The 19,899-nt window shown below is 62.0% G+C and carries 16 protein-coding genes; 10 read left to right on the forward strand and 6 right to left on the reverse strand.

The annotated features are described in order from the left end of the window. Positions 1–133: 133 nt before the first annotated feature. The 3 genes from LB558_RS24085 (at position 134) to glcF (ending at position 4,398) form a co-directional block, all read left to right on the forward strand. Positions 134–1,630 (forward strand): FAD-linked oxidase C-terminal domain-containing protein, encoded by a 1,497-nt coding sequence (locus LB558_RS24085; protein ID WP_224699831.1) that lies wholly within the window; start codon positions 134–136, stop codon positions 1,628–1,630. A gap of 226 nt (positions 1,631–1,856) precedes the next feature. Continuing rightward, a complete protein-coding gene (gene glcE, locus LB558_RS24090; protein ID WP_224699832.1) occupies positions 1,857–3,062 on the forward strand; it encodes a glycolate oxidase subunit GlcE in 1,206 nt (401 codons plus the stop codon). A 10-nt stretch (positions 3,063–3,072) separates the two neighbouring features. Then, a complete protein-coding gene (glcF, locus tag LB558_RS24095) occupies positions 3,073–4,398 on the forward strand; it encodes a glycolate oxidase subunit GlcF (RefSeq protein WP_224699833.1) in 1,326 nt (441 codons plus the stop codon). Positions 4,399–4,412: 14 nt separating this feature from the next. Here glcF and LB558_RS24100 read toward each other — a convergent pair whose 3' ends face one another. Further along, entirely contained in the window at positions 4,413–5,333 is a 921-nt protein-coding gene (locus LB558_RS24100) for a bifunctional 5,10-methylenetetrahydrofolate dehydrogenase/5,10-methenyltetrahydrofolate cyclohydrolase (protein ID WP_224699834.1), read from the reverse strand. 272 nt (positions 5,334–5,605) lie between these two features. Then, entirely contained in the window at positions 5,606–6,343 is a 738-nt protein-coding gene (locus LB558_RS24105; RefSeq protein ID WP_224699835.1) for a L,D-transpeptidase, read from the reverse strand. 214 nt (positions 6,344–6,557) lie between these two features. Between LB558_RS24105 and LB558_RS24110 the strand changes: the two genes are divergently transcribed. Further along, a complete protein-coding gene (locus LB558_RS24110) occupies positions 6,558–7,196 on the forward strand; it encodes a DNA-3-methyladenine glycosylase I (protein WP_224699836.1) in 639 nt (212 codons plus the stop codon). A 2-nt stretch (positions 7,197–7,198) separates the two neighbouring features. Here the strand turns inward: LB558_RS24110 and LB558_RS24115 are convergent, their stop codons facing one another. Beyond that, positions 7,199–7,453 carry a hypothetical protein gene (locus LB558_RS24115; RefSeq protein ID WP_224699837.1) on the reverse strand — a complete coding sequence of 85 codons (255 nt, stop codon included), beginning with the start codon at positions 7,451–7,453 and terminating at the stop codon, positions 7,199–7,201. A 247-nt stretch (positions 7,454–7,700) separates the two neighbouring features. Here LB558_RS24115 and hisS point away from each other — a divergent pair, with 247 nt between their 5' ends. The 5 genes from hisS (at position 7,701) to LB558_RS24140 (ending at position 14,639) form a co-directional block, all read left to right on the forward strand. After that, positions 7,701–9,266, forward strand: a complete 1,566-nt coding sequence (hisS, locus tag LB558_RS24120; protein ID WP_224699838.1) for a histidine--tRNA ligase — start codon at positions 7,701–7,703, stop codon at positions 9,264–9,266. Positions 9,267–9,345: 79 nt separating this feature from the next. Beyond that, positions 9,346–10,467, forward strand: coding sequence for an ATP phosphoribosyltransferase regulatory subunit (locus tag LB558_RS24125; protein WP_224699839.1), 1,122 nt, complete (start codon positions 9,346–9,348; stop codon positions 10,465–10,467). After that, complete coding sequence (gene hisG / locus LB558_RS24130) at positions 10,464–11,162, forward strand: ATP phosphoribosyltransferase (protein WP_224699840.1); 699 nt, start codon at positions 10,464–10,466, stop codon at positions 11,160–11,162. The genes LB558_RS24125 and hisG overlap by 4 nt, the downstream gene beginning before the upstream one ends. A 419-nt stretch (positions 11,163–11,581) precedes the next feature. After that, the gene (locus LB558_RS24135) at positions 11,582–13,354 is read left to right on the forward strand and encodes an AMP-binding protein (protein WP_224699841.1); all 1,773 of its coding nucleotides are present in this window, start codon (positions 11,582–11,584) and stop codon (positions 13,352–13,354) included. 181 nt (positions 13,355–13,535) lie between these two features. Next, on the forward strand, positions 13,536–14,639 hold the full coding sequence (locus tag LB558_RS24140) for a calcium:proton antiporter (protein WP_224699842.1): 1,104 nt from the start codon (positions 13,536–13,538) through the stop codon (positions 14,637–14,639). A 384-nt stretch (positions 14,640–15,023) separates the two neighbouring features. Here LB558_RS24140 and LB558_RS24145 read toward each other — a convergent pair whose 3' ends face one another. Further along, on the reverse strand, positions 15,024–16,076 hold the full coding sequence (locus LB558_RS24145) for a sensor histidine kinase (protein ID WP_224699843.1): 1,053 nt from the start codon (positions 16,074–16,076) through the stop codon (positions 15,024–15,026). Continuing rightward, positions 16,073–17,512 carry an ATPase domain-containing protein gene (locus LB558_RS24150; protein ID WP_224699844.1) on the reverse strand — a complete coding sequence of 480 codons (1,440 nt, stop codon included), beginning with the start codon at positions 17,510–17,512 and terminating at the stop codon, positions 16,073–16,075. Before LB558_RS24150 ends, LB558_RS24145 begins: the two co-directional genes overlap by 4 nt. Positions 17,513–17,808: 296 nt before the next feature. Between LB558_RS24150 and LB558_RS24155 the strand changes: the two genes are divergently transcribed. Beyond that, positions 17,809–19,719 carry a PAS domain-containing sensor histidine kinase gene (locus LB558_RS24155; protein WP_224699879.1) on the forward strand — a complete coding sequence of 637 codons (1,911 nt, stop codon included), beginning with the start codon at positions 17,809–17,811 and terminating at the stop codon, positions 19,717–19,719. Here the strand turns inward: LB558_RS24155 and LB558_RS24160 are convergent. Further along, on the reverse strand, positions 19,690–19,893 hold the full coding sequence (locus LB558_RS24160; RefSeq protein WP_224699845.1) for a hypothetical protein: 204 nt from the start codon (positions 19,891–19,893) through the stop codon (positions 19,690–19,692). The genes LB558_RS24155 and LB558_RS24160 overlap by 30 nt on opposite strands. Between the last annotated feature and the right edge of the window lie 6 nt (positions 19,894–19,899).

Raw genomic sequence — 19,899 nt, forward strand, 5'->3', positions numbered from 1 at the left:
TAAGGCAGCGGCAGATTGCCGCTGCGGAAGCCTGTCTCGTCCGTGCGGCTGGATTTCCCACCAAGGCAGCATTTGCACCCAACGCACTTCACTGGTAAAAGATTTTGACCAGTCAAGCGAAATGAGGCTGCTGATGTCCGGCCTGGCCATGCCGAAACCAGACGACGCCACGATGCGCCGGCGCGACGAGATCGTCGCCGACATGCGCATCATCGTGCCGGGTGAGGGCGTCGTCGATGCCGCCAATTCCATGCGCGCCTTCGAGAGCGACGGCCTGACCGCTTATCGGCAGCTGCCGCTGGTTGTCGTGCTGCCGCAAACGGTGGCGCAGGTTTCGCGCGTGCTGAAATACTGCAACGACCGCAACATCCGCGTCGTGCCGCGCGGCTCCGGCACCTCGCTGTCGGGCGGCGCGCTGCCGCTCGAGGACGCGGTGCTTTTGGTGATGAGCCGCTTCAACCGTATCCTCAGGATCGATTTTCCCAATCGCGTCGTCGTTGCCCAGCCGGGCGTCACCAATCTCGGCATCACCACCGCCGTCGAGCAGGAGGGCTTTTACTATGCCCCCGATCCATCCTCCCAGATCGCCTGCTCGATCGGCGGCAATGTCGCGGAGAATTCCGGCGGCGTGCACTGCCTGAAATACGGCCTCACAGCCAACAATGTGCTCGGCATCGAGATGGTGCTGATGAATGGCGAGGTGGTGCGGCTGGGCGGCAGTCACCTCGATGCGGAAGGCTACGACCTGCTCGGCGTCATGACCGGCTCCGAAGGGCTGCTCGGCGTCGTCACCGAGGTAACCGTGCGCATCCTGAAGAAGCCGGAGACGGCACGTGCACTGCTGATCGGCTTCCCGACCAGCGAGCAGGGCGGCCAGTGCGTTGCCGACATCATCGGCGCCGGCATCATCCCGGGCGGCATGGAAATGATGGACCGGCCGGCGATCCACGCGGCGGAAGATTTCGTCCATGCCGGCTATCCCCTCGATGTCGAGGCGCTGCTGATCGTCGAGCTCGACGGCCCCGGCGTCGAAGTCGATCATCTGATCGGTCTGGTGGAGGCGATCGCCTACAAGAACGGCTCGACCACCTGCCGCATTTCGCAGTCCGAACAGGAACGGCTGAGCTTCTGGGCCGGCCGCAAGGCGGCGTTCCCGGCCGTCGGCCGCATCTCGCCCGATTACTACTGCATGGACGGCACCATCCCGCGCAAGGAGCTGCCGCGCGTGCTCGCCGGCATGCGCGAGCTGTCGGAAAAATACGGTCTCGGCGTCGCCAATGTCTTTCATGCCGGCGACGGCAATCTGCATCCGCTGATCCTCTACGATGCCAACGTACCGGGCGAACTCGACAAGGCCGAAAGCTTCGGCGCCGACATATTGCGGCTTTGCGTCAAGGTCGGCGGCGTCTTGACCGGCGAACACGGTGTGGGCGTGGAAAAACGCGACCTGATGCCGGAAATGTTCACCCAGATCGATCTCGACCAGCAGATGCGGGTCAAATGCGCCTTCGATCCCAACCATCTGCTCAATCCAGGAAAAGTGTTCCCGCAGCTGCGGCGATGCGCCGAACTCGGCCGCATGCACATTTCCGGCGGCAAGCTGCCGTTTCCGGACATTCCGAGGTTTTGAGGGACATGTCGGCGCTTGAACACCCCCCTCTGTCCTACCGGACATCTCCCCCGCAAGGGGGGAGATTGGCTGGCCGCAATGTTGGTGCTTTTCCTTCAACCAGTGGAATTGGCGAAAGCCGCGATGACAAGTTGATCTCCCCCCTTGCGGGGGAGATGTCCGGCAGGACAGAGGGGGGTGCGAAGGATCGCGGCATCTCGGTACTCGCGACTGGCGCGTTCTCCTCATGACCACTTTCACGCCAACCACTTCAGCCGAAGTCCTGTCCAGCGTCGCCTGGGCCGTTGCCGAAGAGTCGCCGCTGGAAATCCTCGGCCATGGGTCCAAGCGTGGCATCGGCCGGCCGCTGCAAACCGAACACACGCTCGACCTGTCGAAGCTTTCAGGCGTCACGCTCTACGAACCGGCTGAACTGGTGCTGTCGGCCAAGGCAGGCACACCGCTGGCCGAGATCGAAAAGCTGCTGGCGGAAAACGGCCAGCAACTCGCCTTCGAGCCGATGGACTTCGGCCCACTGCTCGGCGGCGAACCGGGCAAAGGCACGATCGGCGGTGTTCTCGCCGCGAACCTCTCCGGTCCGCGCCGGCTCAAGGCAGGGGCCGCACGCGATCATGTCCTGGGCATCAATGTGGTGTCCGGTCGTGGCGAGGCCTTCAAGTCGGGCGGCCGCGTGGTCAAGAACGTCACCGGCTATGACATGTCCAAGCTGATGGCCAACAGCTGGGGCACGCTGGCCGTATTCACCGACGTCACCTTCAAGGTGCTGCCGGCCGCCGAGACCGAAGTCACGCTCGCAATCCGAGGTTTGCTCGACGATGCCGCCGCCGCAGCCATGGCCCTGGCGCTTGGCTCGAGTGCTGAAGTGTCGAGTGCCGCCCACCTGCCGGAGCGGATCGCCGCACGCGTCGCCAGCGGCAGTCTCGGCAGTGAGGCCGCCACGCTGCTGCGTGTCGAAGGCTTCGGCCCGTCCGTCGCCTACCGTATCGCCGCGCTGAAAGCGCTGCTGGGCAATGCCGGGCCGCTGCAGGAGATTGCCGGCGAGGCTTCATCGCTGATCTGGCGCGATGTGCGCGATTGCAGGCCCTTCGCCGACAATAGCGAGAAACCGGTGTGGCGTGTCTCGATGACGCCGGGACAGTGCCACCAGATGGTCCTGACGCTGCGCATGCAAGCCGCCGTCAGCGCCTTTTACGACTGGCAGGGCGGGCTGGTGTGGTTGCGTATGGAAGAGGGCGACCCGGAAGCCGCCCTGCTGCGTGGCCTGTTGAGGAAACATGGCGGCGGCCATGCGACGCTGGTGCGCGCCGCACCCTCGCATCGCGCCGCTGTGCCGGTGTTCGAGCCGCAGCCGCCCGCACTTGCCGCATTAGCGGCGCGCCTGAAACAGCAATTCGACCCGAAGCACATCCTCAATCCCGGCCGCATGGCCTAGGACATTAGCGATGCAGACCAATTTTTCGCTTGCCCAGCTTGCCGATCCGCATGTCGCGGAATCGGAAAAGATCCTGCGCAAATGCGTGCATTGCGGCTTCTGCACCGCGACATGCCCGACCTATGTGACACTCGGCAACGAGCTCGATTCACCGCGCGGGCGCATCTACCTGATCAAGGACATGCTGGAGAACGGCCGTCCCGCTGACAAGGAGATCGTCACCCATATCGATCGCTGCCTGTCGTGCCTTGCCTGCATGACCACCTGCCCGTCGGGCGTCAACTACATGCATCTGGTCGACCATGCCCGCGCCCATATCCAGGAAACCTACAAGAGGCCGCTGCTCGACCGCCTGACCCGCGCCCTGCTGGCCTTCGTGCTGCCCTATCCCGCACGTTTTCGCGCGGCACTCAGGCTGGCAAAGGTGGGCAAACCGTTTATGGGCCTGTTCGAAAAGGTCCCGGCGCTGAAACCGCTTGGCGCCATGCTCAAGCTCGCGCCGGCGTCGATCCCGGCAGCTTCGCCGATGGCTTCGCCAGGCATCCATGCCGGGCAAGGAACCAAAAGAGGTCGCATCGCCATCCTCACCGGCTGCGCGCAGTCCGTGCTTGATCCCGCCATCAACGAGGCGACGATTTCGCTGCTGAAGCGGCTCGGCGTCGAGGTCGTGGTGCCGCCGGGCGAGGGCTGCTGCGGCGCGCTGGTCCACCATATGGGCCGTGAGGCAGCCGCGCTTGCCTCGGCAAGGCAGAATGTCGATGCCTGGACGCGCGCGATCGACCAGGGGCGGCTCGATGCCATCGTCATCACCGCCTCCGGCTGCGGCACGACGATCAAGGACTACGGTTTCATGCTGCGGCTCGACCCGGCCTATGCCGACAAGGCCGGGCGCGTTTCGGCGCTGGCCAAGGACATCACCGAATATCTGACTGAGCTCGACCTGCCCGAACCGGTTCGCAAGCCGAGCACTGTCGTCGCCTATCACTCGGCCTGCTCGATGCAGCACGGCCAGAAGATCACTCGCCAGCCAAAGGAGCTGCTGGCCAAGGCCGGGTTCATCGTGCGCGAGCCGCGTGAGGGACATCTCTGCTGCGGCTCCGCCGGCACCTACAACATCCTGCAGCCCGAGATTTCGGCCAAGCTGCGCGATCGCAAGGTGAAAAACATCGAGGCGACGGGGGCTTCGATCGTTGCCACAGGCAACATCGGCTGCATCACGCAGATCGCTTCCGCCGCGAAGCTGCCGGTGGTGCACACGATAAAACTGCTCGACTGGGCGTATGGCGGGCCGAAGCCGGAAGGTGTTCTGGAAGAGAGCCCGATCGCCGCGGAATAGGGCGCCCGTTGTAGCTACTCCGCCGCAAGCCTGTCGGCCGTACCGTAGGTCGCCTCGTAAAGCGCACGCTGGCGGCTGAGCGCCACCATCGTGTTGCGCAGCAGGATGGCGACCGTGATCGGGCCGACGCCGCCCGGCACGGGGGTGATCCACGAGGCGACCTCGCGCACGCTTTCGGTGTCGACGTCGCCGACGATGCGGCTTGAGCCGTCAGGCCCGATTTCGGAATTGATGCCGATGTCGATGACGGCAGCGCCCGGCTTGACCATGTCGGCCTTGATCAGCCTGGGCTTGCCGACGGCGACGAACAGCGCGTCGGCGCGCCGCGCATGTGCGGCAACCGATCGCGTCATGTGGTGGCAGACCGTCACCGTCGCGCCTTCGCTCATCAGCAGGAAGGCGATCGGCTTGCCGACGATTTCCGAGTGGCCGACGATGACGACTTCCAGTCCCTTGAGGTCGAGCCCGGTTTCCTTGAGCATCTCGACTGAGGCGGCCGCCGTACAAGGCGCGAGGTCGAGCTGGTTGTAGACGATGTTGCCGATCGAGGCCGGATGCATGCCTTCGACATCCTTGAGCGGATGCACCGCCGCCTGCAGCGTCCTGATCGGGATATGCGCTGGGACCGGCCGCTGGATGATGATGCCGGTGACGCGCGGATCGGCATTCAGGCCGTGGATCGCCGCTTCCAACTCGCCTGACGTGATGGTGGCGGGAAAGCGCCGCTCCTCGAAATCGATACCGGCGAGTTGTGCCTTGGCGCGCTGGTTGCGCACATAAACATCCACCGCGTCGGTGTCGCCGACGGTGATCGAGATCAGCTTGGGCGGAAAACCCTCGGCTTTGGCGATCGCTGCGTCCTCGCGCACGGCGGCGATGATGCGCTGGGCTACCGGGCCGCCCTTGAGGTAACGGCTGTCTTCGGACAGGGGCATGGGTGAACTCTTTTGTGGAACTTGGCACCCAGATAGCAAAAGAATGCGGCAAGGGGCAGCATGAAAGCGAACCGCTATGCCCCTGGCGCGACGTTCAGGCGACGTCTTGCCTCGCTATCAGCCCGATTTCTGCTCAGAAACGGAAAGGGCAGCGCGGTTTCCCGTGCTGCCCTTCCTGACCGGCCGCATCCCCATACGGCCCGTCCCCCGTTGTCCCTAAACTGGCCTCGAAAAGCGGACTGCTTTGCAGGCCAAGTGATTCGCAAGACCTACTATATCACCTCAACCGTGGTTCCGACATTGACCCGTTCATAGAGGTCGACGACGTCCTCGTTGCGCATGCGGATACAGCCCGATGACACCGCGCCGCCGATCGTCCACGGCTGATTGGTGCCGTGGATGCGGTACTCGGTCGTGCCGAGATAGAGCGCGCGGGCACCAAGCGGGTTCTCCATGCCGCCCGCAAGATAGGTCGGCAGATAGCGGCCCTTGGCGGCTTCACGCTTGATCATCTGCGCCGGCGGGCGCCAGTCCGGCCACTCGCGCTTGTTGGTGATCTTGTGCGTACCCGACCATTCGAAGCCCGGCTTGCCGGTGCCGACGCCATAGCGCCTTGCCTTGCCGTTCTTCTCGACCAGGAAGAGGAAATTCTGCGTGGTGTCGATGACGATCGTGCCCGGCTTCTGGCCTCCGTCATAATCGACTTCCTGCGGCAGGTAGATCGGATTGATCTGAGGACGCGCGACCATGCGCTTGGCTGGCGGCTGCACCGCCGCCGTCTGCACCCGGTCGGGCTGCGCCGGGCGCAGGCGCCGCTGCTGCTGAACCATCTGGCGGTTCTGGCGCACGACGCCGGGCGCATGGCCAAGCTGCAGCACCCAGGGTGCGGAAAGGTCGGGGCTCACCATCACCGGCGGCCTGTCGGCATATCGATCGCCGGCGGCTGAGGGTGTGACGCCGGCGGCCAACACAGCCACGGCGCCGAGCACGGGGAACAACACTGTCTTCATCGTAGCGCACCTTGATCGTCTGATACAAGACGGGTGGAAAGGTCCTCCCGGTTCGGCGATCATTGGCGCGCAAGCAGCAACCGAAACATGAATCGGAATGCGTAAAACGCAGAACTGTCGGTAAACCTTTCGGTGTGGTTACCGCCGGGTTCAGGAATCTGGTAAAGCCGCAGTAAATGCCGCGCAAAAGCGCGTTAACGAACGGATTTTGGTTATGGACAAGGAAAACACCGGCCTGCTCGCCGGTCCCGACGGTGTCGCGCGCTGCTTCTGGCACGGCAATCTGCCCGACTATCTGCACTACCACGATCATGAATGGGGCCGGCCTGTGGCCGACGACCGCAGGCTGTTCGAAAAGATCTGCCTGGAAGGCTTTCAGTCGGGCCTGTCGTGGCTGACCATTTTGCGCAAGCGGGAGAATTTTCGCGAAGCCTTTGCCGATTTCGAATTCGACAAGGTCGCCGCCTTCACCGACAAGGATGTCGAGCGACTGCTCGGCAATGCCGGCGTCATCCGCCATCGCGGCAAGATCGTCTCGACCATCAACAACGCCAAGCGGGCCCGCGAAATGGCCGACGAATTCGGCTCACTGGCCGCCTGGTTCTGGAAGTTCGAACCCGGTAAGGACGAGCGGCCGCAAATCGTCGACCTCGCCCATCTGCGCGCCAACCCGACAACGGCCGTCTCGGTGCGGATTTCGAAGGAGCTGAAGAAGCGCGGCTGGAGCTTTGTCGGCCCGACCACGGTCTACGCCTTCATGCAGGCCATGGGCCTGGTCAACGATCACCTCGAAGGCTGCGTCTGCCGCAAAGAGGTCGAGAAGGAGCGGAAGGCTTTTAGGCGGCCGGAATAGGCTCAGGTGCCGTTGGCGCCGGCCAGCACCAGGCCGGCGACGATCGCCACCACCGTGGCCACGGTCGGATAGATCACCAGCAGGCCGGTCATCAACGCGTCGCGCATCGAAGTCCCCTTGCCGGTGTCGGCGGGTACTTCGAACGGGCCGGCAGACTGGCTGACCATTTTCGGAGCGTGAATGTCGGCCGGGCGCAAGCGTGCGGGCATTTCGCCGGCTTCGCCATCAATAGCGTGAAATCTTGCTGTGCTGACCATGGCCCCGAGCCCTCATTTGCCCGGCCTTATCGGCTGCGATTGTGTCGGCACGATGCCGCACTGGTGGCGGGATTGTTTCATTTTCGGCGCGGTTTTGTTTCAAGGATTTCGGTTTCGCGTTCTCCTATCAGGAGAGGCCAGAGGGCTGACCCTTGCCGCATCCAGCCTCTTCGGTTAGGACACCCGCGTTGCGAAAATCGCAACATTGCGGACCTTCAAGCACCACAAAACACCGAGCAAACACCCCATGGCCGATAAATCGGAAAAGACGAAAGCGCGACTGCCGCGCGGTTTTGCCGACCGCAGCGCCGAGGACATCCGCGCCGTCGAGAAGATGATGGCGACGATCCGCTCGGTCTATGAGCTTTACGGTTTCGAACCGGCCGACCAGCCGCTGATCGAATACACCGACGCGCTCGGAAAATTCCTACCCGACCAGGACCGGCCGAACGAAGGCGTGTTCTCCTTCCAGGATGACGACGACCAGTGGCTGTCACTGCGCTATGATTTGACCGCGCCGACGGCTCGCTTTGTCGCCGAGAATTACGAGCGCCTGCCCAAACCTTACCGCAGCTATCGCTCCGGCTGGGTGTTCCGCAACGAGAAGCCAGGCCCCGGCCGCTTCCGCCAGTTCATGCAGTTCGATGCCGATACGATCGGCACGCCGGGCGTCGCTGCCGACGCTGAAATGGCCATGATGATGGCCGACGTCATGGAAGCGCTCGGCATCAAGCGCGGCGACTACGTCATCCGCGTCAACAACCGCAAGGTGCTGGACGGCGTATTGGAAGCGATCGGCCTCGGCGGCGAGGAGAATGCCGGCCGCCGGCTGACGGTACTGCGCGCGATCGACAAGCTCGACAAAATCGGCGCAGACGGCGTGCGCAACCTCCTGGGCAAAGGCCGTCTGGACGAGAGCGGCGATTTCACCAAGGGCGCGGGGCTGGATGAGGCTGAGGTTGATTTGGTCCTTGCCATCGTGCACGCCACTGTCGCAATTGAAGGGAAGGCCGGAGATGGCGAAGCGTACGGGGATGGGGCAGCTTTCACGCCGGATCCTCGCTTTCCCTTCAATCAGCTGTTTGGCCGCACCGGCAACACGGCCTTTGCCGAAGGTACAGCAGAGTTAGCTCAAATCAAACGGCTCGTTCTTGCTGCAGGCTATGGTCCCGATCGCGTCCGCATAGACCCCTCCGTCGTCCGCGGCCTCGAATACTACACTGGCCCGGTCTTCGAGGCCGAACTGCTGGCCGAGATCCCCAACGAGGACGGCCAGATTGTCCGCTTCGGCTCGGTCGGCGGCGGCGGTCGCTATGATGGTCTGGTTTCGCGCTTTCGCGGCGAGCCGGTGCCGGCAACCGGTTTTTCCATAGGCGTTTCCAGGCTGATGACCGCGCTGAAGAACCTCGGCAAACTCGACGCCTCGGACGTGATCGCGCCGGTCGTCGTGCTGGTGATGGACAAGGACACCGACAGCCTCGGCCGCTACCAGAAGATGGTGGCGGAGCTGCGCGCCGCCGGCATCCGCTCCGAAATGTATCTCGGCGGCGCGGGTATGAAGGCGCAGCTCAAATATGCCGACCGCCGCGGCTGCCCGGTCGCCATCATCCAGGGCGGCGACGAGCGCGCCAAGGGTGAGCTGCAGATCAAGGACCTGATCGAGGGCGCGCGCATGTCGGCCGAGATCGCCGACAACGCCGAATGGCGCGCCGCGCGCCCGGCGCAGGTGACGGTGGCGGAGGGCGAGCTGGTCGCCGAGGTGAAGAAGATCCTGGCGGCGCAAGCGGCGGATCGCGGGAAAGGTGGCGCTTGAACACCCCCCTCTGGCCTGCCGGCCATCTCCCCCGCAAGGCCGGCAGGCCAGAGGGGGGTGCCTCGCGCCCATCTATCCAATGACCTCCCGCTACCCCGCCATATCGGCCGACATCACCAACCTCTTCGCGGCATGCAACACGCACGCCGTCGAGGTCGCCATACTGCAGCCTGCCGACCCCTTCCTCGACATGGCCGGCGAGGATTTGCGCCGCCGCATCTTCCTGACCGAAAGCGAGACCGGCCAGACGCTATGCCTGCGGCCGGAATTCACCATTCCCGTCTGCCTCGACCACATAAGCTCGCAGGCCGGCACGCCGCGCCGTTATTCCTATCTGGGCGAGGTGTTTCGCCAGCGCCGCGAGGGCGGCAACGAGTTCTTCCAGGCCGGCATCGAGGATCTCGGCGACCGCGACACCGCCGAGGCCGATGCCCGCTCGGTGGCCGATGCGCATGCGTTGCTGTCGCTGGTGCTGCCCGGCCAGGCATTGGCGATCACGCTCGGCGACCAGACGATTTTCGAGGCGGTGCTGGCGGCCCTCGGGCTGCCGCGCGGCTGGCGCATGCGCCTTGCCCGTGCGTTCGGCTCGGCGCCGATGCTTGAGGCGGCTCTCGCCGATCTCGCCAACCCGCCGCGCAACAGCCAGCTCTCCGGCCCGGTCGCGGCCCTTGTGCTAGACGGTGATCTGGACGGTCTTTCCGCCCATATCGCGACCGGCATGGAAGAGGCGGGCCTGTCGGCGTCCGCCGGACGCGCGCCGTCCGACATTGCCCGGCGGCTGATCGAGAAGGCCGAATTGCGCAGCGTTCGGCTGTCGAGCGAGGCTTTTTCCGCGCTGAAGGATTTTCTGGCGATCGACGTGCCGCTTGATCGTGCGGCCCAGGCACTGGAGACCTTCGCCACCGGCGCCGGGCTGTCGCTCGATGTGGCGCTGGAAAAGTTCGCTGCCCGCGCCAAGGCGATCGAAGCGCATGGCTTGCCGGCCGAAAAAATCCGCTACGACGCCGCTTTCGGCCGCCCGCTCGACTACTACACCGGTCTTGTTTTCGAAATCGCGGCCGACAATGGCGACCGGCCGCTGGTCGGCGGCGGCCGCTATGACCGGCTGCTGACCCTGCTTGGCGCGAAGACGCCTATCCCCGGCGTCGGCTTTTCGGTCTGGCTCGATCGCATCGAGGCATTGCGGGAGACGGCCCCATGATCACGCTGGCGATCCCGTCCAAAGGCCGCCTGAAAGAACAGGCGCTGGACGTGCTGGCCAAAGCCGGCCTCGCCGTCAGCCTGCCCGACGACGAGCGCAAGTACCACGCCCGCGTCGGGGGCCTGGACGATGTCGAGGTGGTGTTCCTGTCGGCTTCCGAAATATCGGGCGAGATCGGCCATGGAGCCGTCGATCTCGGCATCACCGGCGAGGACCTGGTGCGTGAAAACCTCGCCGACTGGGAGAGCCGCGCCGAAATCGTCGCTCGTCTCGGCTTCGGCAATGCCGATGTCGTGGTGGCTGTGCCGGACATCTGGCTCGACGTCGACACCATGGCCGATCTCGACGACGTCGCCGCCGATTTTCGCCAGCGCCATGGCCGGCGGCTGCGTATCGCCACCAAATACTGGCGGCTGACCCAGCAATTCTTCTCGCAGAAGCACGGCATCCAGGTCTATCGCATCGTCGAGAGCCTAGGGGCTACCGAAGGCGCGCCGGCGGCCGGTCTGGCCGATGTCATCGTCGACATCACAACCACCGGCTCGACGCTGCGCGCCAATCATCTCAAGGTGCTGGGCGATGGCCTCGTCCTGCGTTCGCAGGCCTGTCTGGTGGCGTCGAAGAAGACACGGGCGGCGGCGGATGAGGCGCTGTTGCGCGACATTGCCGCGAACATGGCGGCTGCGGCCGGATAGCGGCGGGGCCCACTACCCTTAGAGCCCCGAACCCAGCTTAAAAACCCTGACGGCGGCCCAGCGGTGTCGGTAGCGTTTGCGCCGAGGTTTTCATGTGATAGGAATTTTTTCTTGACCCGTGAGGGCAGCTATGCTACATTTCTGCCCATGGTGCTGATTTGCGCCAGTGACCCGCCGCCCAGGCGGGTTTTTGCGTTTTGACGCTTCGTCAGCTAACGCGAAGCTTCGAAGCACCGTTGACCGGATCGTTGCCCTGCCTCGACCATCGGCGGGATTTCCTCCACCCCGGCAGGCTGATAGGCTCGGCTAATGCATGTCGCCCAAAAGTGATCTCGGTTTTGGGAGAACGACATGCATAAAAACAACGTCGCATGATTCCGTTTCAGCGCGACGCGCTTTAGTCCCGGGAGGAGAGAGCGATGCCGGTCAATCTCGACGAGCTGAAGAACGCCACCAATCTGCGCGGACGCGGCGCGCGTGCTGGCGGTGTCTTCGTCGCACCCGTCGACAACAGGGCGCATGTCTCTGGCGAACGCAGCGTGCCGCTGCTCGACAAGACCATTCCCGCGCTGTTTTCCGACACCGTCAGCAAATACGGCACACTCGACGCCGCTGTCTTCGTCGACCAGGACAAGCGCTTCACCTGGAGCGAACTGTCGGACACGGTGGACGCGCTGGCCGCCGGCTTCCTGGCACTGGGGTTGGCAAAGGGCGATCGCGTCGGCATCTGGTCGCCCAACCGCTGGGAATGGCTGGTGACGCAGTTCGCCACCGCCCGCATCGGCCTGATCCTGGTCAACATCAACCCGGCCTATCGGTTGACCGAGCTCGACTATGCGCTGAACAAGGTCGGCTGCAAGGCGCTGGTCACCGCTGCCAAGTTCAAGACGTCCGACTATCTCGGCATGATCGAGACGTTGGCACCCGAGATCGCCAAGGCCACGCCGGGCAAGCTCAAGGCGCAAAAACTGCCGGCGTTGAAGATCGTCATCCGCATGGGTGATGAGAACTCGCCCGGCATGTTCAATTTCGGTGATGTGCTGGCCATGGCCGGGCGTGACGAGCATGACAGCCTCGACCGCATCTCGGAGAAGCTGAAGCCGGGCGAGGCCATCAACATCCAGTTCACCTCAGGCACCACCGGAGCCCCCAAGGGCGCGACGCTGACCCACAGCAACATCGTCAACAACGGCAATTTCGTCACGTCGGCGATCAAGCTGACCGTCGACGACCGGCTGTGCATCCCGGTGCCGCTCTACCACTGCTTCGGCATGTCGATGGGCACGATGGGCTGCGTCTCGAAAGGCGCCACCATGGTTTTCCCCGGCGAGGGGTTCGACGCCGGCGCCACGCTGAAGGCGGTGGCTCAGGAACGCTGCACCGGGCTCTATGGCGTGCCGACCATGTTCGTCGCCTTGCTGGATCATCCGGATTTTCCCGCCTTCGATCTCTCCAGCCTGCGCACCGGAATCATGGCCGGTTCGCCATGCCCGATCGAGGTGATGAAGAAGGTGGTGTCGCTGATGCATATGGAACAGGTGACCATCGCCTACGGCATGACCGAGACCAGCCCGGTCTCGTTCCAGAGCGGCGTCGACGATCCGCTGGAAAAGCGGGTCTCGACCGTCGGGCGCATCCACCCCCATGTCGAGGTCAAGGCGGTCGATGCCGATGGCGCTACCGTTGCGGTCGGCGTACCGGGTGAGCTTTGCACGCGCGGCTATTCGGTGATGAAGGGTTACTGGGACGACGACGACAAGACCCGCGAGGCGATCGACAGCGACGGCTGGATGCACACCGGCGACCTCGCCACCATCGACGCCGAGGGCTATTGCAACATCGTCGGCCGGGTCAAGGACATGGTCATCCGCGGTGGCGAGAACGTCTATCCCAGGGAGGTCGAGGAATTCCTCTACCGCCATCCAAAGGTCAAAGAGGTGCAGGTGTTCGGCATTCCCGACGCCAAATATGGCGAGGAGCTGTGCGCCTGGATCGTGCTCAAGCCCGGCCAGATCGCCACCGAGCAGGAGGTCAAGAACTTCTGCGCCGGCCAGATCGCCCATTACAAGATCCCCCGCCACATACGCTTCCGCACCGAATTGCCGATGACGGTGACCGGCAAGCCGCAGAAGTTTTTGATGCGCGAGGCGATGGTGGAGGAACTGGGGCTGGTGACGCAGAAGACGGCGTGAGCGAAGGCGCTTCGATTTGTCCGGGGCGCTGGGTGCAGTCAGGTCGCGATCCTGCTGCATCATTTGGAGCGCGTTGTTTGAGGGGGCGAACGCCGGCCGTCGGGGCCTGCCGGATATTGTCTAAGGTGCTCCACTCCACACGGGTTTTCGGCAAGGTTCGCAGAAGCGCACAGGGGCTCGAATGAGTGGTTTCAAACGATCGGTGGTTTCCTATGCGATGCCCTTGGCCGCCTTGGTGATGGCTGTTGCAGTCAGGGCCGGCGGGCTGTCGGCAGACGAAGGTTCGCTGAGCGTCAGGATACTCGTCGGAGCGCTTTCGAGTGCGATTATGTTCATCACCATTTTCGTGGTGCTCGACCACGCCGAGGCGGTGGCTCGGCGTGTAGGAGAGCCCTACGGCACGTTGGTGCTGACTTTTGCCGTGACGGCAATCGAGGTGTCGATCATCGTTTCCATGATGCTGCATGGAGAGAACAACCCTACGCTTGCACGTGAGTCCGTCTTTTCAACAGTGATGATTACATCTACCGGCGTTGTCGGCACGTGTCTTGCATTTGGCGGCTGGCGTCATCGCAAACAGGCAATTGTTCGACAAGGGACAAGCGCATATTTGGCGGTTCTGATCGCACTGACCATCATGACGCTTATTCTGCCAACCTACACACAAGCTACGGGGCCGGGCACATTTTCGGCAGCTCAACTTGGCTTTGTGAGCGTGCTTTCGGTGCTGCTTTATGCAAGTTTTGTGTTCGCGCAGACTGTCCGCCACCGAGAAGACTTTATCGAAGGGCAGGCCCACGGCGTTTCGCTGCGGACTAGCCCTCACGAAAGCGTCTTTGCCGGCACATTGCTGCTCTTGATCGGGCTGATTGGCATTGTCATGCTCGCCGAGCAGGTCGCCGCAAGTGTTGAAAATACGCTCGTTGCCTATCAGGTGACACAGGCTGACAGCATTGTGGGGGCATTGATCGCCGGGCTGGTTTTGATGCCAGAGGCCATTTCGGCGGTTCGCGCTTCACTCAACAATGAGCTGCAACGCGGTTTGAATGTCGCGATGGGCTCCGCGTGCGCAACAATTGGTTTGACAATACCGGCGGTCGCAGCCGCCAGCCTGCTGACGGGCAGAGGGCTAACCCTGGGGCTTCCGGCGACTGATACAGTGCTTTTGATTTTAGCGCTGTTCATATGCAACGTGAGCTTTAGCACTGAAAGAACAACATTCTTGACAGGTGCTGTCCACATCGTGGTATTTCTTACTTATTTATTTCTTATATTTGTACCGTGAAAATTTTGGTCCAGGCAGGCAATTAGATGCGGCGATGAGACGGCCGTCAACGGACGGCTTGGGTTCTTCAGTCTGGAAGCCGACAGCGAACTGCAGACGACCGCCCTTTGCCTGAGATGGCGTTCCGCTTCCGCACCGAATTGGCGATGACCGGCAAGCCGCAGAAGTTTTTAATGCGCGAGGCATGGTGGAGGAACTGGGCTGGTGGCGCTTGAGGGTCGACGAACAGCAACGAGGCTCAATGAACGTCTCAATCTTGACTATTTCGGGACGAGACGCTGGCTTCGTTCAAGGCATCGCCGGTCGGTACGACGCCTGGTCGACGGGTCTACTTCCTGTTCCCGAAGCCTCAAGAAGGCGGAAATAAGCCGAGGCGAGGCTAGGCTACTCGGTTGACTCGGCCGTAAGGCGGGACAGTAGGCCGCGAATCGAGAAACGCAGGCCATCCGACGCGAAAATGAGATCCGGAGCCTCTCCAAACAGGCTGGTCAATGCGGCGCGCATATAGCGTGTTCCATACCCTACTCGGGAGGGTTGGACTACCGACGGCCCTCCTGATTCGATCCATCTCAGCGTCAGCATTGATTCCGAACTCGACGCTATGTTCCATTCCAAACGTATCCTACCTTCGGGGCGGGACAAGCTGCCATATTTAATGGCGTTTGTTGCTAGTTCATGAAGTGAGAGGGCGAGAGTTGTACCGGCATCGCGCGAAAGCAGCACCTCAGGTCCTTCGATCGTGATGGCAGTTTGTCCGTTGGAAAGGTATGGCGCGAGGACCGATTTTGCGACATCCGTTAAGGCCACGGTCTCGCCACCGGCAGCAAAAACTGCAGAATGAACATCCGACAAGGCTCTTAATCGCCCTTTGAAGTCTTCTGCAAGTCCTTCTGCCGAGATCGCGCCGCGCCTGGTCATCTCGAAGATGGATATGACCGTCGCCAGGATGTTTTTTACTCGATGATTGAGCTCGAGGCGCAGCTCGGTTTCCCGCTCAAGGTAATCACGTACGTCGCGCTGGCGGGCTCTGGTGAGGAGTGCCGACTGTATCCCGCTGATCAGTTCCAACGCGGCCACGGGACGTTGGTAAAAAATCTGGCGTGAACGTGGCCAGGCAACGTTCAGGGCCGCCTGGACGCGCACTTGCGGTGCCGCTCGGTCGAGGAGGATCACGATGGGTATTTCCGACCAGTTCGGCTGATGCTGCAGGAAACTGGCAACAGTTGCGATGGCCGTGGGGTCCAAGGCTTCATGCGTAACGACCAGCACCCCGGGAGATAATGCAAGCAGGTTGTTCAAATCCGCGGGGTCGGCCGCTTGAGCCCGAACACCGCGCTCCTGCAGCAGGGAGGTCGTGTAAGCAGCGTCCTTGCGGTAGGGGGCCAAAACGAGCACCCAATCGAGCGTTCCCAGACCATTGGAATCGGTGCCGCTCACGTCTCAGGCAGAGGATTGTACGCAACGACGGAAACGCCGGAGCTCGCGATGAACAGTTCCCGGACATCGAGATCGTGCGGGCCGTGGCGCTTTTTGACCACTGTAATGTTGCGCCTCAGGCGGCCCTCATGCTCGGACATGCGCAGCAGAAGCACGGTATCCCCGAGAAAGCTGACATCGACGTCAATCCCGACATTCTGCCCGAGCAATCCATGCTGCGCGACAATGAGCATTGTCAGCACGTCCGCACGCGCGAGATGTTTCAGGAGAGATTGGATGTCGAGCACCGCCTTTTCGCGGTGGGGAAGTGAATTCAGATAGCCCGTGAAGCTGTCAATCACCACCACACGTGTATTGTTGCGGCTGACGACTTGCTGCACGATCTGGCCGAACTCGCCTGGCGAGATTTCGTTCGGGCTAAAATCGTAGATGACCAGTTGGCCATCCTTGTGGAACTGCCGCAGGTCCATCCCGAGCCCTTCGGAGCGGCGAAAGAAGGTCTCCAACCGCTCCTCGAACAGGAAGAGGGCAACGCTCTCGCCGCGCTTGAGAGAAGCCGTCGCGTAAAGAGACGACATCGTTGACTTGCCGGTTCCGGACTGACCGATAACCAGTGTTATTGTTCCTGACTCCTGACCGCCGCCAAACATCTCGTCGAGAGCCTCGACTCCCGATTTGATCAGTTGCGGCTTGGTCACCTCGGGAGGCGAGCCCGGCACAATCCTTGGAAACACAACGACGCCGTCACCCTCGCGAATGGCCATGTCATGATAACCGTCGGCGTAAGGCACGCCACGCATCTTGCTGACTTCGATCCGCCGGCGCACCGCACCATAGTCCTCGAGCGATTTATCGAGGCGGATGACGCCGTGGGCGATGCCCTCGATTTCCTCGCCATTGTGATCGCCGCCACTGGTTTGGGTATCGAGCAAAACAGCTACAATGCCCCGCCTGGCCAGGAAGGCTTTGAAGCCAATCAGTTCCCGCCTAAACCTTGGCGTATCGCCGGTGATCAGCCGGATTTCAAGCAAGGAGTCGTAGACCAGTCTGTGTGGTTTGTATTCTTCGATCGCACGTTCGATCGCCTTGCGCGTCTCATCCAAGCGAAGGTCGGCGGTCTGGAAAATCGTCTGATCGGCTGCGCCACTCACGGCTTCGGAGGCCGAAAGCTCTTCGACGCGAATTCCATCGAGCGTCCAGCCGTGTGAAGAGGCAATCGCCTGCAGTTCGGAAGCGGTTTGCGAAAGGCTGACGTAGATGCAGCGTTCACCGGCCGCCACGCCGGCACGCAGAAACTGCAAGGCAGCCGTGGTTTTGCCTGCGCCGGGATCGCCCTGCACGATATAAAAGTTCGAGGCAGGCAGTCCACCGCGAAGAATTTCGTCCAAGCCGGCGATACCGGAACTTACAACGGGCTGTTTTTTTCGCTCGGCCATTCCGCCCCTCGTCTCCAACAGAAACTGTCAGCCCGTCATTGGGCATCAACAATGTAGAACGGTTGGACCGCTTGGCCACCTGGCCCAGGGAAATATCGATCTCCTGGAGCTAATTCTAGTAATCGGCGCGTTGCCGGGAGGCAAGTAAATCTCCTTGAAATGCGGGACGAAGTTCGGATGCACACTGGTGCGAGGTCCACCGCATGCCCGTCGGCACCAATTCATTTGATTTGGCGTGGAACCATAAGGGGACGGCGGCGGTTTTCTCCCGTTGCAACGAAATAAATGGATGGGGAATGATTCAAGGGACCGTCAATCCAGCCGATGAGGATCGCTATCGCGTTCTCGTCGAGGCCGTTACCGACTACGCAATCTATATGCTGGATCGCTCGGGAACCGTCACAAGCTGGAACGCAGGCGCCAAGCGGCTCAAAGGCTATTCTTCCAGCGAGATCATCGGTCAGCATTTCTCTTGTCTCTACACGGAAGAGGATCGTGAATCTGGTCTCCCTTCGGGGGCTTTGGAGGCAGCAGCCCGCGAAGGCAAGTTTGAGAACGAAGGCTGGCAGGTCCGCCGCGATGGGACCCGTTTCTGGGCTCACGTGGTGATTGACCCGATCCGCGATCCAGGCGGCAAACTGACGGGGTTCGCCAAGGTCACCCGTGATCTTACCGGGCGGAAGGAAGCGGTGGAGGAAATCCGAAAAAACCAGGAGCAGTTTCAACGTCTGGTTCAGGGCGTAACGGACTACGCTATCTATATGCTCGACCCTGAAGGAATAATTACGAGCTGGAACTCGGGCGCGGAACGCATCAAAGGCTATTCGGCAGACGAAATAATCGGGAAGCACTTTTCGCAATTCTACACGCCCGAAGATCGTGAGCGAGGCAGTCCGCAAATTGCCTTGGAGATCGCCGCCCGCGAAGGACGGGTTGAGCGGGAAGGCTGGCGGATACGCAAAGACGGAACGACGTTCTGGTCCCATGTGGTCATCGACGCCATTCGGCACGAGGATGGCGAACTGCTGGGGTTCGCGAAGGTCACGCGCGACATCACGGAGCGGAAGAATGCGCAGGAGTCATTGGATCAGGCACGTGAGGCCCTTTTCCACTCCCAAAAAATGGATGCGATCGGCAAGCTGACGGGCGGAGTTGCCCACGATTTTAACAATTTGCTGATGGCGGTTCTGGGTAGTCTTGAGCTGCTCCGCAAACGGCTACCCGACGACCCACAGTTGCTGCGTCTTCTCGACAACGCGGTGCTCGGGGCGCGACGGGGAGCGTCGTTGACGCAGCGGATGCTGGCTTTTGCCCGACGGCAGCAACTCGATCCAAAACCTGTCGATTTAATAAAGCTCATACAGGGAATGAAAGAGCTGTTGGAGCGTTCGCTGGGCTCAAGGGCGATTATCGAGACAAAATTCCCGCTGTCTCTCGATCATGTGATGGTTGATGAGAGTCAAATCGAGCTCGCATTGCTCAATCTTTGTGTCAACGCCAGGGACGCCATGCCTGACGGTGGGACGATCGTCATTTCCGCTCGGATGGAACAGGTTGGCGGCAGCAAAGATGCTGGCCTGGCGCCGGGCCAATATGTCTGCCTCGGGGTAGCAGACAATGGCGAAGGGATGGATGGCGAGACGCTGGCTCGCGCCACGGAACCGTTCTTCACCACAAAAGGGGTCGGCAAGGGAACCGGCCTCGGGCTGTCTATGGTGCATGGAATGACAGAACAGATGGGCGGGCGCCTGGCCCTTCGGAGCCGCAAGGGAGCAGGAACGACAGCGGAGCTGTGGCTACCAGTCGCAACCGCGACCTCGGAAGTCGCGCGCGGGCCCGATGTCCTCGCCGAGGAAGTCGTTGAAGCGGTCCCGCTGCGGATCCTGGCAGTGGATGACGATGCTCTGGTACTCTTGAATACTGCGGCGATGCTCGAGGATCTCGGCCATACTGTCGCGGAGGCGCATTCTGCGGCGGCAGCCCTCGGGCTGTTGGAGGAGCAGCGGTTCGACCTCGTAATAACGGATCACGCGATGCCGAAGATGACTGGCCTACAGCTATCGGATATAATCAAAGACAGGTGGCCGAACACCCTTGTCATTATAGCAACGGGCTACGCCGAACTCCCGGGCGCCCGCGACATGAGAATTCTCAGCAAGCCCTTCACAGAAGAAGAATTAGCGAGCGCGATAGCTAATGTTGCATAAGGTCGCCTGCGAGATCATGCCCTCGTTGAATTTCTCCGCCACTTCAAGCTGAGATTCATCATCTAACCTCCTTCGGAAGGCGATGCGATCAACACCGATTTGCGGCGCAATGCTGCCATTCACTTCGAGGTAGAGGTGGTCGCTCAGGCGCGGGCCATGGCCCGCGCCTCTCATATTCAG

It is taken from the genome of Mesorhizobium sp. CO1-1-8 (genome assembly GCF_020164875.1).
Classification (GTDB): domain Bacteria; phylum Pseudomonadota; class Alphaproteobacteria; order Rhizobiales; family Rhizobiaceae; genus Mesorhizobium.

What these genes read in the sequence shown, in the direction of transcription:
- LB558_RS24155 (WP_224699879.1), top strand. Translation starts at nt 17,809, where the DNA reads ATGATTCAAGGGACCGTCAATCCAGCCGATGAGGATCGCTATCGCGTT.
- glcF (WP_224699833.1), top strand. Translation starts at nt 3,073, where the DNA reads ATGCAGACCAATTTTTCGCTTGCCCAGCTTGCCGATCCGCATGTCGCG.
- LB558_RS24110 (WP_224699836.1), top strand. Translation starts at nt 6,558, where the DNA reads ATGGACAAGGAAAACACCGGCCTGCTCGCCGGTCCCGACGGTGTCGCG.
- LB558_RS24085 (WP_224699831.1), top strand. Translation starts at nt 134, where the DNA reads ATGTCCGGCCTGGCCATGCCGAAACCAGACGACGCCACGATGCGCCGG.
- LB558_RS24150 (WP_224699844.1), bottom strand. Translation starts at nt 17,512, where the DNA reads ATGGCCGAGCGAAAAAAACAGCCCGTTGTAAGTTCCGGTATCGCCGGC.
- hisG (WP_224699840.1), top strand. Translation starts at nt 10,464, where the DNA reads ATGATCACGCTGGCGATCCCGTCCAAAGGCCGCCTGAAAGAACAGGCG.
- LB558_RS24115 (WP_224699837.1), bottom strand. Translation starts at nt 7,453, where the DNA reads ATGGTCAGCACAGCAAGATTTCACGCTATTGATGGCGAAGCCGGCGAA.
- glcE (WP_224699832.1), top strand. Translation starts at nt 1,857, where the DNA reads ATGACCACTTTCACGCCAACCACTTCAGCCGAAGTCCTGTCCAGCGTC.
- LB558_RS24125 (WP_224699839.1), top strand. Translation starts at nt 9,346, where the DNA reads ATGACCTCCCGCTACCCCGCCATATCGGCCGACATCACCAACCTCTTC.
- LB558_RS24105 (WP_224699835.1), bottom strand. Translation starts at nt 6,343, where the DNA reads ATGAAGACAGTGTTGTTCCCCGTGCTCGGCGCCGTGGCTGTGTTGGCC.
- LB558_RS24140 (WP_224699842.1), top strand. Translation starts at nt 13,536, where the DNA reads ATGAGTGGTTTCAAACGATCGGTGGTTTCCTATGCGATGCCCTTGGCC.
- LB558_RS24135 (WP_224699841.1), top strand. Translation starts at nt 11,582, where the DNA reads ATGCCGGTCAATCTCGACGAGCTGAAGAACGCCACCAATCTGCGCGGA.
- hisS (WP_224699838.1), top strand. Translation starts at nt 7,701, where the DNA reads ATGGCCGATAAATCGGAAAAGACGAAAGCGCGACTGCCGCGCGGTTTT.
- LB558_RS24160 (WP_224699845.1), bottom strand. Translation starts at nt 19,893, where the DNA reads ATGAGAGGCGCGGGCCATGGCCCGCGCCTGAGCGACCACCTCTACCTC.
- LB558_RS24100 (WP_224699834.1), bottom strand. Translation starts at nt 5,333, where the DNA reads ATGCCCCTGTCCGAAGACAGCCGTTACCTCAAGGGCGGCCCGGTAGCC.